Source organism: Vibrio sp. 10N.247.310.24 (genome assembly GCF_041467175.1).
In the GTDB taxonomy this organism is placed as follows: Bacteria; Pseudomonadota; Gammaproteobacteria; order Enterobacterales; family Vibrionaceae; genus Vibrio; species Vibrio tasmaniensis_A.
In genome coordinates, this window is the sequence record NZ_JBFSUD010000104.1 from 1 (window position 1) to 13,412 (window position 13,412).

The 13,412-nt window shown below is 44.5% G+C and carries 12 protein-coding genes and 3 pseudogenes; 10 read left to right on the plus strand and 5 right to left on the minus strand.

Features of this window, described 5'->3' with window-relative positions:
• Positions 1-312 precede the first annotated feature (312 nt).
• Positions 313-702, plus strand: a pseudogene (locus AB6E08_RS20930) (methyl-accepting chemotaxis protein); the annotation flags it as partial.
• A gap of 144 nt (positions 703-846) precedes the next feature.
• Positions 847-2,578 (plus strand): annotated as a pseudogene (locus AB6E08_RS20935) (methyl-accepting chemotaxis protein); the annotation flags it as partial.
• 137 nt (positions 2,579-2,715) lie between these two features.
• Here the strand turns inward: AB6E08_RS20935 and AB6E08_RS20940 are convergent.
• A complete protein-coding gene (locus AB6E08_RS20940) occupies positions 2,716-3,567 on the minus strand; it encodes a LysR family transcriptional regulator (protein ID WP_102582605.1) in 852 nt (283 codons plus the stop codon).
• A 137-nt stretch (positions 3,568-3,704) separates the two neighbouring features.
• Here AB6E08_RS20940 and AB6E08_RS20945 point away from each other — a divergent pair, with 137 nt between their 5' ends.
• Positions 3,705-4,352, plus strand: a complete 648-nt coding sequence (locus AB6E08_RS20945; RefSeq protein ID WP_017103489.1) for a glutathione S-transferase family protein — start codon at positions 3,705-3,707, stop codon at positions 4,350-4,352.
• Positions 4,353-4,429: 77 nt separating this feature from the next.
• Here the strand turns inward: AB6E08_RS20945 and AB6E08_RS20950 are convergent, their stop codons facing one another.
• Both AB6E08_RS20950 and AB6E08_RS20955 read right to left on the minus strand, forming a co-directional pair.
• Positions 4,430-4,663, minus strand: a complete 234-nt coding sequence (locus AB6E08_RS20950; RefSeq protein ID WP_009846209.1) for a helix-turn-helix transcriptional regulator — start codon at positions 4,661-4,663, stop codon at positions 4,430-4,432.
• A 10-nt stretch (positions 4,664-4,673) separates the two neighbouring features.
• Complete coding sequence (locus tag AB6E08_RS20955; RefSeq protein WP_009846208.1) at positions 4,674-5,237, minus strand: DUF2975 domain-containing protein; 564 nt, start codon at positions 5,235-5,237, stop codon at positions 4,674-4,676.
• A gap of 233 nt (positions 5,238-5,470) precedes the next feature.
• Here AB6E08_RS20955 and AB6E08_RS20960 point away from each other — a divergent pair, with 233 nt between their 5' ends.
• On the plus strand, positions 5,471-6,913 hold the full coding sequence (locus tag AB6E08_RS20960) for an N-acylglucosamine 2-epimerase (RefSeq protein ID WP_371708401.1): 1,443 nt from the start codon (positions 5,471-5,473) through the stop codon (positions 6,911-6,913).
• Positions 6,914-7,121: 208 nt separating this feature from the next.
• Here the strand turns inward: AB6E08_RS20960 and AB6E08_RS20965 are convergent, their stop codons facing one another.
• On the minus strand, positions 7,122-7,529 hold the full coding sequence (locus AB6E08_RS20965; protein ID WP_026012354.1) for a hypothetical protein: 408 nt from the start codon (positions 7,527-7,529) through the stop codon (positions 7,122-7,124).
• 241 nt (positions 7,530-7,770) lie between these two features.
• Here AB6E08_RS20965 and AB6E08_RS20970 point away from each other — a divergent pair, with 241 nt between their 5' ends.
• From AB6E08_RS20970 to AB6E08_RS20980, 3 genes are all read left to right on the plus strand, one after another.
• Positions 7,771-8,472 (plus strand): flavin reductase family protein, encoded by a 702-nt coding sequence (locus tag AB6E08_RS20970; RefSeq protein WP_371708400.1) that lies wholly within the window; start codon positions 7,771-7,773, stop codon positions 8,470-8,472.
• An 85-nt stretch (positions 8,473-8,557) separates the two neighbouring features.
• Positions 8,558-9,349, plus strand: a complete 792-nt coding sequence (locus AB6E08_RS20975) for a CLCA_X family protein (protein ID WP_372067194.1) — start codon at positions 8,558-8,560, stop codon at positions 9,347-9,349.
• Positions 9,350-9,441: 92 nt separating this feature from the next.
• Positions 9,442-9,765 (plus strand): DUF4144 domain-containing protein, encoded by a 324-nt coding sequence (locus AB6E08_RS20980; protein WP_017103486.1) that lies wholly within the window; start codon positions 9,442-9,444, stop codon positions 9,763-9,765.
• A 110-nt stretch (positions 9,766-9,875) separates the two neighbouring features.
• Here the strand turns inward: AB6E08_RS20980 and AB6E08_RS20985 are convergent, their stop codons facing one another.
• Positions 9,876-11,204 carry an anaerobic C4-dicarboxylate transporter gene (locus AB6E08_RS20985; RefSeq protein ID WP_004732879.1) on the minus strand — a complete coding sequence of 443 codons (1,329 nt, stop codon included), beginning with the start codon at positions 11,202-11,204 and terminating at the stop codon, positions 9,876-9,878.
• A gap of 410 nt (positions 11,205-11,614) precedes the next feature.
• On the opposite strand from AB6E08_RS20985, the gene AB6E08_RS20990 reads away from it, so the two are divergent.
• The 3 genes and pseudogenes from AB6E08_RS20990 to AB6E08_RS21000 all read left to right on the plus strand — a co-directional run.
• Positions 11,615-12,274: an HAD family hydrolase gene (locus AB6E08_RS20990; protein ID WP_372067190.1), complete on the plus strand. Its 660-nt coding sequence runs from the start codon at positions 11,615-11,617 to the stop codon at positions 12,272-12,274.
• Positions 12,275-12,467: 193 nt separating this feature from the next.
• A complete protein-coding gene (locus AB6E08_RS20995; protein WP_372067187.1) occupies positions 12,468-13,094 on the plus strand; it encodes an HD domain-containing protein in 627 nt (208 codons plus the stop codon).
• Positions 13,095-13,136: 42 nt separating this feature from the next.
• Positions 13,137-13,349, plus strand: a pseudogene (locus AB6E08_RS21000) (GNAT family N-acetyltransferase); the annotation flags it as partial.
• Between the last annotated feature and the right edge of the window lie 63 nt (positions 13,350-13,412).

Consider the following 13,412-nt stretch of genomic DNA (forward strand, 5'->3'; position numbering starts at 1 on the left):
TGATCAGATCGTAGGTTCTTGATTTAGTTCCATTGAATTACGCAACAAAGCCACTACAACCTCCTGATTTACCCGGAAATTAAAAACGGAATCAAGTATAAAATACCAACAAATACAATTAGATAATAGAATAAAAACAGCCATACACCTATCTTATAGCTCCTCTCTAAAAGACATAATCCGGAGCGTTATACCATCCTATTTATATTTTTAATCACCCTATTCTTATTATGTTCATTATTTAGAATTTTCCATTCACGTATCTTGTTTAAAATCTCTGAAAAACTACCACTATTTGGTTAGAGAGATAATATGTTTAACAGTATACGAACGCGAATTGCGGTGAGTGCGGGCGGAGCGATGGCTTTCACTCTGTTAATCGCCATGGGAATGACGACCAACGCATTTACCGATGTGAATAAACAAGTCACTGAAAAAGTAAAAACGCAGCTGACAGAGGCCACCGCTACGGATTTACAAAACACGGCACTTCAACAAGGTTTGAACATCGCTAACCAGCTCAACCCTGTATTAGCGAACCTTAAACAAGTGCGCTCAATCATCGAATTAAGTTCAGAAACCGACGCAAGTGCAGAGCTTATCGTGAAACAGTTTACTGCGGCATTGGAAGCACAAAACAAAGCTGTATTTGCGGGTTACATGGTTTGGGAAGATAAGACATGGTCACAACAGTCTGTCTTGAATAACGAGCTCAACGTGAACAGCGAAAATGGCTCAGAGACGTCGCTGATTTCAGATAACCAACAAGACTCGAACACGGAACTGAGCATTAATACAGAATCAGACTCGAATATCGAATCTGGCTCAAACATCGAGTTAAGCTCAAACACTGAGTTAGGTTTTAACAGTCAGGGCTACCTTGCGCCTTTCTTCTCTCCCAATGACCAGAACAGCTTTGATGCTGTCGCAATGGAAAGCTTTAGCAATACCGAGCTCAACAGCAACGGTGAGCGCAAAGATGACTGGCACTTAATGCCATATCAAACGGGTAAAACGTTTGTGATGGAACCGTATTTTTATTCAGTGCGCGGCAAACAAGAGCTCATTACCACCATCAGCCAACCAATCAAACATGACGGAAAAATCATCGGCTCGCTAGGCTTTGATTTATCCCTACATGAACTCCAAAGCCAAAGTGAGTTACTTGCGCGTAACCTGTTTGATGGCCAAGGAAAAATCCTAATCACTTCATGGAAAGGCATTACACTGGCCAACAGCCGAGCTGGAAATATGGTGGGTAAAAAAGTCTCTTCTGAATTGGAATCTGAATGGTCAAAGATTCAGTCTATCGCTAACAGAGAAGGCGCCGGTCTTGTGACTTTCGGCGGCGATGAGTACGCGATTACTGCAATCGATACCAGTGATGCGCCATGGGTAGTCATGGTGTCTGTTCCTAGTAGTCACCTAGCCAAAAGCGTCAATGACTACACCGAGTGGAGTGATGCTCAGAATTCAAAAGCACTTGAAAAAGGTGTGTGGGCGGGAATCATCGCCGCTCTTCTAGGCATTGCCTCAATGGCATTCATTGCTAACTCTTTGGGGAAGGTTTTGAACAACTTAGTGGAACGCTTTTTTGAACAACTTAGTGGAACGCTTTAAAGATGCAGCACAGGGTGAAGGTGACTTAACTTATCGCATTGAAGTGAAAGGTAAGGATGAAACCGCTCAGCTTGCACACTGGTTCAATACCTTCCTATCTCGCATACAAGAGATGCTACTTACCGTGATGCTAACGGCTGACCAAGTGGATAAAAACGCGACAGAAGGCCAAGCTCGTGCTGAAGTTTCACGTGACCAGCTGAATTCTCAAGTTAACGAAGTGAACTCACTTGCCACCGCTATCAATGAAATGAGTGCAACAGCGCAAGAAGTGGCGAACTCAGCGGTTCAAGCAGCGGCAGCAGCAAGCCAAGTGCAGAGCAACAGTCTCAATGGTATGACGCGCATGGACAATGCCGCCAGTGCTGTAGACAGCTTAGCTGTGCAGGTTAACGATGCGCAGCAACAAACACAGAACTTAGTCGATTCGAGCACCGCTATTCAGGGTATCTTGAGCGAGATTGGTGGCATTGCAGAGCAAACTAACTTACTTGCACTGAATGCAGCGATTGAGGCAGCTCGTGCAGGAGAGGCTGGTCGAGGCTTTGCAGTGGTTGCTGATGAGGTTCGTAACCTAGCGAATCGAACTCAAGGTTCAACAGAAGAGATTCGCTCTATGTTGGCTCGCTTAGAACAAGAGACTCAATCTATTGTGGTACTGATGGAGCAAAGCCAGAACCAAGCGAACAACACAAAAAGTGAAACCGAAGCTGCACATCAAGCCTTGTCTGAAATCAACCAAGCGATTGAAGTGATTAATGACATGAACAATCAGATCGCTTCCGCGGCTGAAGAGCAAAGCTCTGTGTCAGAAGAGATTAACCGCAATGTCGTTATCATCAATGACACAGCAGTGGAAGTGATGGACACCATGACATCATCAGTGGCAATCAGTAATGAGCTGACATTGAAAGCCGGTGATTTACACGGCGAACTGAGTAAGTTCAAGCTTTCTTAATTACCAACAACGTCTAACAATAACTAGGCCGAGAACCACTATGTTTTCGGAGAAACGCAACGTTCTTCGTGAAACACCATGTTCTCGGCCTATCTATTTTAGCTCCGCACTCAACATTACCCTCACCGAGCAAAAATCTAATTGGAGTCCAACTCCACAAGTTGGTTAAGCACTTCTTTGTCTAACACTGGGTGATGTTTGCTCGCTAGGATCAGCACAATATCCACCGAAGGCAGTGATGGCATATCTTCCAGAATGTTCAAATCAGAAGTCACACTCAGCTTACCCATCGCGCCAATCGCTAAACCTGCTTTAACAATGGCACGTTGCGCCGAAGCGGTATTACTGCACGCCAACAACTGATAAGGCGTACCCTGTTTAGTTAGGCCATTCACTGCCGCTGCGTGATACTTACAATCGGTCTGAAACAAGGCTAGTGGGACGGGTTTAGAATCATCGAACACATAGTCTGGGCTGCTTATCCATACACCCACATCACTGGTCAGCCAATAGCCCTCTTCACTGTCAGGCGCTCGGGTGACAATTGCAGCATCAAGCCTACCATCATCCAACCACTCTCTGAGCGTAATACTTGGTAGGCTGAATACTTGAATAGAACAGGTGGGTTCTGCTTTCTGCAACAGGCGAATCACTTTTGGCAGAATAGTGTCATTGTAGTCTTCAGGGCAACCGAGTCTTAGAGGTTGTTTGTCTTCGTAACGCTTTACTTGCTTGAGGGCGGTATTGTGGAGGGCGACCAACTGTTCAGCATGAGAACGCAGCGCTAAGCCAGCCTCTGTCAGCACGAGATTACGGCCTTCTTTCTGGAAAAGGGTCACGTTGAGTTCTTCTTCCAGTTTGCGCATCTGCGCACTGAATGCCGACTGGGTGCGATTTATCTGTTTCGCTGCACGAGTAAAGCTACTGGTTTCTACAAACGCGAGAAAGCCTCGCAAAGCATCAATATCCATATTGAAATCACTACCCATCGTTTTTATTAATGTATTGCATCAAAATTATCCGTTAGTGCGCCGCAATACAATCCCCTAAGCTCAAATGCATACCCCTAAGGCTTATACCTTACCCTAAGTCTCAAAGCATACCCACTAAACGCAAGGAAGCAACGATGCAGCTTTATATTGGAAACCAGAACTACTCAACTTGGTCATTACGCGCATGGCTAATATTCGACAACTACAACCTGAATCCGGAAGTCATCAAGCTCAAGCTATTCACGTCTGACTTTTACGACACACTAGCTTCAGTGACACCAACAGCCAGAGTTCCAACCCTGGTTGACGGTGACGTTGCGGTGTGGGATTCACTGGCGATTCTCGAATACGTTAACGAAGCTTACTTGGACGGCGCAGCATGGCCTAAATCCGTGAAAGAACGCGCCCATGCCCGAGCGATTTCGGCAGAGGTGCACTCTGGTTTTTTTGCCGTCAGAAATGAAATGCCGATGAACTGCCGCGCTCAACGAAAGCTTGCTTTGAGTGAAGAAGCATTGAAAGACATCGCTCGTATTGATGACATATGGTCGACGAAAATGGAACAATATCCAGAAGGTTGGTTATTTGGTGAATGGTCGATTGCCGATGCGATGTTTGCACCTGTGGCATTACGCGTTGAAACCTATGGCATCAAACTTTCAGAGAAGGCATCACAGTATCAGCAACGTGTACTCAACAGCCCATCAGTACAAAAATGGTTGGCAGAAGCGAGCTTAGAAACCGATGTGGTTGAAGAGGACGAGGCGGGAGAGTCGGTATAAATAGATTAAAAAAGAGTCTCGATGCGATATCGAGACTCGTTCATTATTAGATGATTTGAAAGCGATTTCCTTACTGGCTACTCTGCCGCAACGCCGTCTTTATGATCATTCGGTTCAAATTCTAAAATATCACCAGGTTGGCACTCTAAAACTTCACATAGCTTGTCGAGCGTCGATAGCCTTACGGCTTTGGCTTTATCATTTTTTAATACGGACAAGTTGGCTTCTGTTATCCCAACTTCTTTTGCCAATGTCTTTAATCGCATTTTCCGTTTGGCCATCATAATGTCTAAATTAATGCGGATAGTCATGACAAGTCCTTTAAATGGTTTGGCTATGTTCGTCAGCCAGAATATAACCTTCTTTCATCACCCACGAGATGATCAAAATAATTATACCCAATATCAGTGTTAAAAAGTCCATACCAACGAAACTAATCTCAAAGATACGGTCACCTGGTGGATTATTGAACGACAGAATCACTGACATCAATGAACCATAGATAACTGAACCTAATACCCAATAAAACAAGCTATATCCGAGTTTCTGATAGGACATTGCGTTTTCTAAAGAGAAGATTTCACCTCGCTCATAGTTACGGAATAGGCGTATCAGAACCGTTAATGCATACATAAGAATGCTCGACATCGCCAAACTGGTGAACATTGCGATGATTCTTGTTGTCGTAGTAAGTGGAGAGACTGTGAGTGGAGAGGTTATAAAGTAGTCCATCTCGATGGAAAACTGAATAATGCCCATCTCACTAAGAAAGTCATAGGGTGTTTGAACCGTTAGCCAGAAGTAACACACCATAATCGGAGTGAGTGCAAGAAAGGACTGCAGTAGCATTCGCACACGGCGACTTTGTTTTTGAATCTTAGACATACTTATATTCCTGTTGAGTTGATGGAAGAATATTAAGATCAAAACAAACGATGATCAACAACAATTTATCGATAAACGATAATTTATTGTTTATTTGCAATATTAAAATGAGTAAGACCCAGATAGTCCTACATCTACACCACAAATAATTTGGTCGATTGTGATCGCCTAATCACAATGTGCAGATGTGATTGTTTATATTCAACTAAATTCAAATAGTTAAGATAAACGTTATGTTACGAGCAACCATCGCATTACTCAGTGTCACTAGCTTGGCCGTATCTGCCAATGTCACCCTTCCCTCTGGAGAAGACTGGATCAATCATGCTTCTGAAGGGCTCGCACCTTACTGGCTTATGCCGAGCGCACAGGGAGAACCGATAGGCAACTTCCCGACATTTCGTTGTGATGATGGTACCTTGCTCGATGTATCTGATGTGTGTCCTGAATTGAACAGAGGCTGGATCACTCCGCACTTTGGCAAGGAGTTTACGCGTATGAAATCACGCCAAACCTATGCCTATGGCGTGCTCTATCACCTTACTGGAGACAAACAAGCTTTATCGCTTGCCAAGCAAGGTGCTTACTACCTCATTGATCAACTAGAAGATAAGAAAAATGGTGGCTTTATTGGCTACATAAAAGAGGGAAAAGCGGGTCAAGATTGGCAGCAACGTACCTCTCAAGATCAAGCGTATGCGCTGGTTGGACTCGCGATGTACTACTACCTGACCCAAGACAAAAAGGTAGAAGAAGCACTCATCGCCCAACAAGCTTTTATCTTTGATAAATATAGACTTAGCGACAACAGCGGTCTTGCTTGGGTACTCGCCGACGGTGAAGATGGCAGTGCAAAACGACGTGAACTGGTCGCGCAACTTGATCAAATAAACGGCTACCTGTTGTTAGTCGCTCCTCTGCTCAAAGAGCCCGTCAAAGCCAAATGGCTTGATGACTTAAACTGGCTCACGCAAGCCATGATTGATCACTACCACTCTGAAGATGAACAACGCTTCTACGGCGCAATTCACGACAAAGCGGCAATGATGCCGAATGCCAATCATAATGATTTTGGGCACACCATTAAAGCGTATTGGATGACCTATCTAACTGGTCATGCATTAAAAAATTCCGATTGGTCTGAGTTTGGTTTAGACGGTATGAAACACACTTTGGCTCAGGCGCAATATCAAAAAGATTTTGCCAATGTATCTAACTACTTTGGCGAGCGACTTCAGAAAATGTGGCAAGGGCAAGATATCACGGGCTGGCAAAGCAGACCTCACAGCCAATGGGCGTCATCATGGGAATGGGCTGAGCTTGATCAAGCTGCGATGACGGTATCGCTTATCGATGGTTCAATGAAAGACGTACTGCAATACACCCTGCCCACCTTTCATGATGTATGGGTAGATCATAAGTACGGTGGCGTTGGGCTTGAGCCTAAGCGTACTAAAGCTTTCCATTGGGGCAATGGCTACCACCAATTTGAACATGCGCTGATTGGCTATTTATATGCTCGACAAGAGGAAGGTAAATCCGCTGTACTTCACTACGCAAGGCCAACCAACAGCAAGATGCCAATGGAACCTTATTACTATCAAGGAGATGTAATTAAATTAGAGAATCAGAGTGATGGAACGCAAAAGGTCAGTTTCAACAACATTCGACCTTGATACCTGATATTCACTCATCGGTACTTTTAGACGTGGTTAACGACTAAGACGGAACTGATGAGTGGCTAGCTGTTGGCAAAGCCTGAAAAGAAGATCTTCAGGCTTTTGAAATACCGTTGAGCAACATTTATTGGTAGGATTTTAAATGAATACATAAGCAAGTGAATCTTGTCGGATCTTCAGTTAAACCATATACGTCATCACGAAATCACTTCTTATTATTCTGCTCAACCAACTTTTCATTCCACGCTTCGTTGCCGTCTCGCTTACTGACATCATACTCAGAGCAGAACTGCGATATGGTCATGTTGTTATCGCCAGTTGCTAACTTTAATGCCAATTGAACTTGTTGAAGTTTGCTTTGCAGACGAAGGTTTTGACCTGCCTTTGGGCTTTTTTCTTTAGCAAACTTTAAAGCAGCATGTTTACGTTCGGCAGCTCCCGCTCGGCGATCCGCTTCTGATAATAGATATTTTAGCTGCGCGACACTCTTGCCCTTCTTAAAGGCAGGCTCAAGCAACTCAACGCATTCATCAAATGATGGATTTATAACATATGGATCAATTCTATGCGCTTGTTGGCGCATCCACTCTAGCGCGAGCTTTTCATCTGACATAATTACATCTTTACCAAAGAAATAGCCGTACATGGTATCGCTCAATAGCAAACCGCTGCAACAACAAATTAAGCTACAGTGTCACATTTAATTTCAAGAAAATTGCAATTTTCTAAAAGAATCCTCCTTTCACAACCACTTATTCAAACTGGATGATCGGAATAAAGCGATGCTGCGTAGATATGTTTTAGTTTGGTTAGTAAACAAGTCGTCGAAAACAAAAGTGAGAAGAAGAGAAGATATGAAGGCAATGACCCTTTCAAGACAAGATATCAAAGCAATGGACCAGCGTGAGCGCGCTCGTTTAATTAACTCCTTATCGGGGTTTAAAAGCGCAAACCTTATTGGCACCTGTGACAAGCAAGGGCTAGAAAATCTTGCAGTAGTGAGCTCCGTGGTTCATTTGGGGTCGAATCCACCTTTACTTGGCTTCATCATCCGGACTGCGGAAAGTCGCCGTCATACACTAGAAAATATCCTAGAAACTCAACACTTCACTATCAATAGTATAGGGGCGGGCTTTGTTCAAAAAGCTCATCAAACTTCCGCTCGTTATCCTAAATCAGTCTCAGAATTTAACGCGGTCGGTCTCACGCCCTATTACGATGATGTGTTCCCTGCTCCGTTTGTTTTGGAAAGCCCTCTGAAAATAGGCTTAGCCTTCAAAGAGCAGATAACAATTGAAAGTAACCAAACTCAAATGTTGATTGGTGAAATTGTTACAATTCACGCGCCAAAACGTGCTGTGATGCCGGACGGCTACCTAGATTTAGAAGCGTTAGATTTAGTCACAATTTCAGGGCTAGACAGTTATCATGTCACGCAGAGGTTACATCGTTTAAGCTATGCAAAACCAAATAGGGCACTATTTCCACTGACCCACGAAGGCAACCCAACCTCATGGGAGGCTTTCGAACACAATCTCACTCATTTTGTTCGGTAATTTACTGACAAAGGTGCTAACTTTCCCAACTTAACCCTGTGCACCACACAACAGCGCTAAACTACATCTATTTCCAAGGACCCTTTTGAAGTTAACCCACTTTAAATACAAAACGCGCAAAGGCCCAGACTACCGACATGGCGATCAGGTGTCATTCATGGACATCAAACAGACCTTCGGTATGGGCAGCATTCGTGTGGGCGCTTGGGTAACGAAAGAAGAGAAAGAGCTCGCTGCAAATCTGATATTCGACTCGTTAGCAGACTTGGCTTACATCTTGGCTTTGCCACCAGAAGCAATTGGCCTTCGCGGGACGTTAGGCTTAGCGTTCGGCAGTGGTGGAAGAAAGGGTGTACAAGCACACTACGCACCAAATCAAAGAGAACTCGCTCTAGCTAAGAACGCAGGTGCCGGTGCGTTAGCGCATGAGTTCTGGCATGCATTTGACCACTATATCGCAGAGAAAGCATTTGAGATTGGCGATACCTCTGGCCCTCGCAAGCAAATCTTGTTCGCCAGTGACTGTTGGTTACACGATAGAAAGGTACGACCTCATCCATTAAACGAAAGTTTGATGTCTGTGTTCGATTCCACACTACTCAGCGACAATAACCTAGACAAACACGATTACGTGGCACGAAGTGTTATTGCAGACCAGGCAACGTCGGCTCGTTACTTCTCATTGCCCACAGAGATGATGGCCCGCGCGTTTGAATCTGCGATTGAATCCTGCTCAGATATAGAAAACTCGTATCTCGTCGACGGCACAACCAAGCCAGACATGTTCCCTCTCTATCCAGATCTCACACATCGAATGGAAATCTACAATGCGATGCAAGGCTATTTTGCACCATTAGGGCGATCTTTAAGTAAGTAACGTTTGGGTCAGATAGGACAATAGATGACCCAATCTTCAAAACTGTTTATAGTCCAGACATACATTTCAACATCCATGATTGAGAGGCAGTAATGATCAGTTGGCCATCTTTGGTAAAACTCGACGGGGACGATGAGCTTATTTACGTCGCATCCGAACACGAATTTCAAGCCGAATGCTCAGATATGATCTTGGGCGAAGATGATTACCTCATTGATTCAGAGGGCGACAGCTATTCGCTGCAATCGGGCTCAAACCAACTCTCTCTAGCGAAACGAGCAGACCAGTATTCAGTTGAAAGCGTAACCAAACTGATTCGAAATCACGAGTTCCAGAAAGCAGAAGTGTGCCTGATGAAGATCCACTTCCTAACGATAGAAGAAGCGATTCAGTCGTTGGCTTTTGAGCCTCGTTAATATTGGTTATTAATTCGAAACCTAGGTTCGAATTAATACGTCCAAACAGAACAAATAGAAACAGCGCCAAATTAGGCGCTGTTTTTGTTTGTTATTTCGCTATCGCTTAATTAAGCGATAAAAATCTGTGCGAGAGCGTAGCCTAAGCAACATGCGCCGACGACACCGATTAAACCCACTGACATGAATGAGTGGTTGAAATACCACTTACCAATCTTAGTGGTGCCAGACACATCGAAGTTCACCGTTGCGATATCTGATGGGTAGTTCGGGATGAAGAAGTAGCCGTACACCGCTGGCATTAAGCCGATAAGCAATGCTGGGTCTAACCCTAAGCCAAGGCCAACCGGTAGCATCATACGTGCAGTAGCGGCTTGAGAGTTCACCACAACTGATACGATGAATAGCGCTAGCGCAAACGTCCATGGGTAGTTAGTCACCATTTCCACGATGCCCGACTTGAACTGAGGCATTGCGTATTGGAAATAGGTATCCGACATCCAAGCGATACCGAAGATAGCAATCGCTGCCACCATACCCGATTTGAATACCACGCCGTTTGGCACGTCACGCGGGTCAGTTTTGGTCGCTAACAAAATGATACCGCCGAAACAGAGCATCATCATTTGGATGATCACCGACATCTTAATTGGCTTATCGCCGTCTACGATGGTTCTGATCTCAGGCACCATCGCCACGATAACAATCACCACAATCGACAATAAGAAAATCAATACCGCATTACGCGCCGAAGTTGGCAGCACTTCATCCAAAGACGTCGCAGTGGTGCTTTCGATGCGCTTTTTCCACTCAGGATCTTTTAGACGCGCTTGGTATTCAGGATCGTCGTTCAGTTCTTTACCACGTTTCAAGCTATACAGAGAAAGTAAAAGTGTGCCGAACAGCGTTGCAGGAACCGTCACCATCAAAATAGAAAGCAGAGTAATAGAGTGTTGGATATCAGAAAGTTGCGCGAGGTAATAAACCACTGCTGCCGAGATTGGAGATGCAGTAATCGCCAGTTGCGACGCAACAGATGCAGCCGCCATTGGGCGCTCAGGACGAATACCATTCTTCAGTGCAACATCGCCGATGATAGGCATGATGGAGTAAACCGCATGACCAGTACCCAATAGGAAAGTCATCGAGTAAGTCACGAACGGTGCTATCAAGGTGACGCGTTTCGGGTTCTTTCTCAGTACCCTTTCGGCCACTTGCAGCATGTATTTCAAGCCACCAGCCGCTTCAAGAATAGAAGCACAGGTAACAACAGCGAGGATGATCAGCATTACGGTGACAGGTGGAGACGTTGGTGGCATCTTGAAGACAAACACCTCGATAACCAAGCCAATACCAGAAACAACACCTAACCCAATACCGCCATACCGAGACCCGATATAAAGTACGACTAATAAAAATAGAAACTCAAAATACAACATAAGCAACCCTCTAAAAATGTGGACTAATGATATTTTGTCCCTAAGTTCCGCCATTTACTTATCGCTTGGTCACACTATGATTGCGGACTCTCACAAATTGTTTTTTCTAAGATTATGGTCACGCTAACTGAACCGTAAGTTTATGAAATGTAATAGGAAGACAGACTCTAAATCTAAATTTGTTATGTTCGATAACCATTATTGTGACTGTTAGATCTGTATGGCCTATAAAATACCAGACTCATAACTTAACGATATTATTTCATTCATAATCAATCATATACAAAGCCATCCAGAAGCATACTTCCTATCTAACTAAGCATATTCTTACTGAACACTGACTCGCCTATCCCGAGACACTATGTCAAAATACTCGCCCTCACGATGACAACACATAAAGAACCACGGATATGAATTTTCAAGCTGCTATTTTTGATATGGATGGACTGTTACTCGACACCGAGAGACTTTGTATGCAGATTTTTGAAGAAGCATGTCACGCGCAAGATGTTCCGTTCTTGCAAGATGTTTACTTAGGCATCATTGGTTGTAACGCAAAAACCATCGAACAGATTTTTAGAAAGGGCTACGGCGAAGGGTTAGATTACCCGGCGCTGAACACCGAATGGCGCACTCGCTACAATGCGGTTGTTAAGCACCAAGCAATCCCAGTTAAAGATGGTGTTATCGAACTACTTGAATGGCTTAAAGCAAACGACATTCCAATCGCGGTAGCGACCTCCACTCAGCTTGATATCGCGAAAAAGAAGCTTGAACTGGCTGGCCTAGATTCTTACTTCGCTTCGTTAAGCACAGGCTGTGAAGTCACCAATGGTAAGCCTCACCCAGAGATCTACTTGCTAGCGGCAGAGCGCTTAGGTGTTGCACCTGAAAATTGCCTAGCGTTTGAAGATTCAAACAACGGTATTCGCGCATCAATGGCAGCGAACATGATCAGCTTCCAGATCCCTGATTTAGTAGAGCCATGTGACGAAGTAAAAGCGCTTGGGCACACCATCAGCCCTTCTTTGCATGATGTGTTAGCACAGCTTCAACAAGCTGCAGCTTAGGCTCTGAACCGTTGTTAACGCTTTAATCAACACAGGATAACCTTTCTATTAAGCCGACTCACAGAGTCGGTTTTTTTGTGGGTATTCCTTTTATAAAAGATAAAAACTCGCGCTTGAAACTGTTAAAGTCGATATGAAACGACACTGAACGATAAGCAACATTGATAACGTCTAAAAATGGAGAAAGGGACGCGTGATAGAAAAATTAGAAAGCCAACTGCTTGATTTTGCGCAACAAGAAATGACACAAGATGCAGCGCACGACATCAGCCACATCAAACGCGTAGTCAAAACCGCCAAGGCTTTGTCTGCTCAAGAACAAGCTAAGCATGAGGTCGTTCTTCCTGCCGCTTACCTTCATGATTGCTTCACCTTTCCGAAGAACCACCCAGACCGCGCTCAAAGCTCACAAATGGCGGCAGACAAGGCTATCTCTTATCTCAAATCTATCGAGTATCCTGCGTCCTACCTCGACGAAATCCATCACGCTATTGTCACTCACAGTTACAGCGCCAACATCACACCAGAAACCTTGGAAGCACAGATTGTTCAAGATGCAGATCGCCTAGATTCTCTCGGTGCGATTGGTATCGCTCGCTGCCTGTACGTAGGTCAAAGCTTTAACGCCGAGCTGTATAACCACGAAGACCCGTTTGCGAAGCAGCGTGACTTGGATGACAAGCATTACAGCGTCGACCATTTCTACGTGAAACTGTTTAAGCTCGCTGAAACCATGAATACAAAATCAGCCAAATTGGAAGCCAACAAACGCACCGAGTACATGCGTGACTTTCTTGATCAGTTGGGTGCGGAAGTTTAGCGGCTTATAAAAAAAGACACACGATAAGGAAGAGAGAAGGATATGGAAATAAACCGCTTTAAAGCATCCGACGCCGAAGAGATCATCACTTGGTTTACATCCCAAGAAGACTACATTCTATGGGGCGGGCGAACCTTTGGCTGGCCATTGGAAGCCGCTTCGATCATCGAACGATCTCAAGAATCACATGTCGAGCTTTATACCTTTTCTGCATCTAAGTCATACTCTGAACCGAATACCGATTCAAACGCCAATGACTTGCTTTAATGCCGTTCGGATAAGCATTATTGCTTGAACCTGAACGGATATTTGGCTGGG

Coding starts and splice junctions, on each gene's coding strand:
- AB6E08_RS20990 (WP_372067190.1), top strand. CDS start 11,615: ATGAATTTTCAAGCTGCTATTTTTGATATGGATGGACTGTTACTCGAC.
- AB6E08_RS20980 (WP_017103486.1), top strand. CDS start 9,442: ATGATCAGTTGGCCATCTTTGGTAAAACTCGACGGGGACGATGAGCTT.
- AB6E08_RS20950 (WP_009846209.1), bottom strand. CDS start 4,663: ATGACTATCCGCATTAATTTAGACATTATGATGGCCAAACGGAAAATG.
- AB6E08_RS20955 (WP_009846208.1), bottom strand. CDS start 5,237: ATGTCTAAGATTCAAAAACAAAGTCGCCGTGTGCGAATGCTACTGCAG.
- AB6E08_RS20965 (WP_026012354.1), bottom strand. CDS start 7,529: ATGTCAGATGAAAAGCTCGCGCTAGAGTGGATGCGCCAACAAGCGCAT.
- AB6E08_RS20960 (WP_371708401.1), top strand. CDS start 5,471: ATGTTACGAGCAACCATCGCATTACTCAGTGTCACTAGCTTGGCCGTA.
- AB6E08_RS20940 (WP_102582605.1), bottom strand. CDS start 3,567: ATGGGTAGTGATTTCAATATGGATATTGATGCTTTGCGAGGCTTTCTC.
- AB6E08_RS20970 (WP_371708400.1), top strand. CDS start 7,771: ATGAAGGCAATGACCCTTTCAAGACAAGATATCAAAGCAATGGACCAG.
- AB6E08_RS20985 (WP_004732879.1), bottom strand. CDS start 11,204: ATGTTGTATTTTGAGTTTCTATTTTTATTAGTCGTACTTTATATCGGG.
- AB6E08_RS20945 (WP_017103489.1), top strand. CDS start 3,705: ATGCAGCTTTATATTGGAAACCAGAACTACTCAACTTGGTCATTACGC.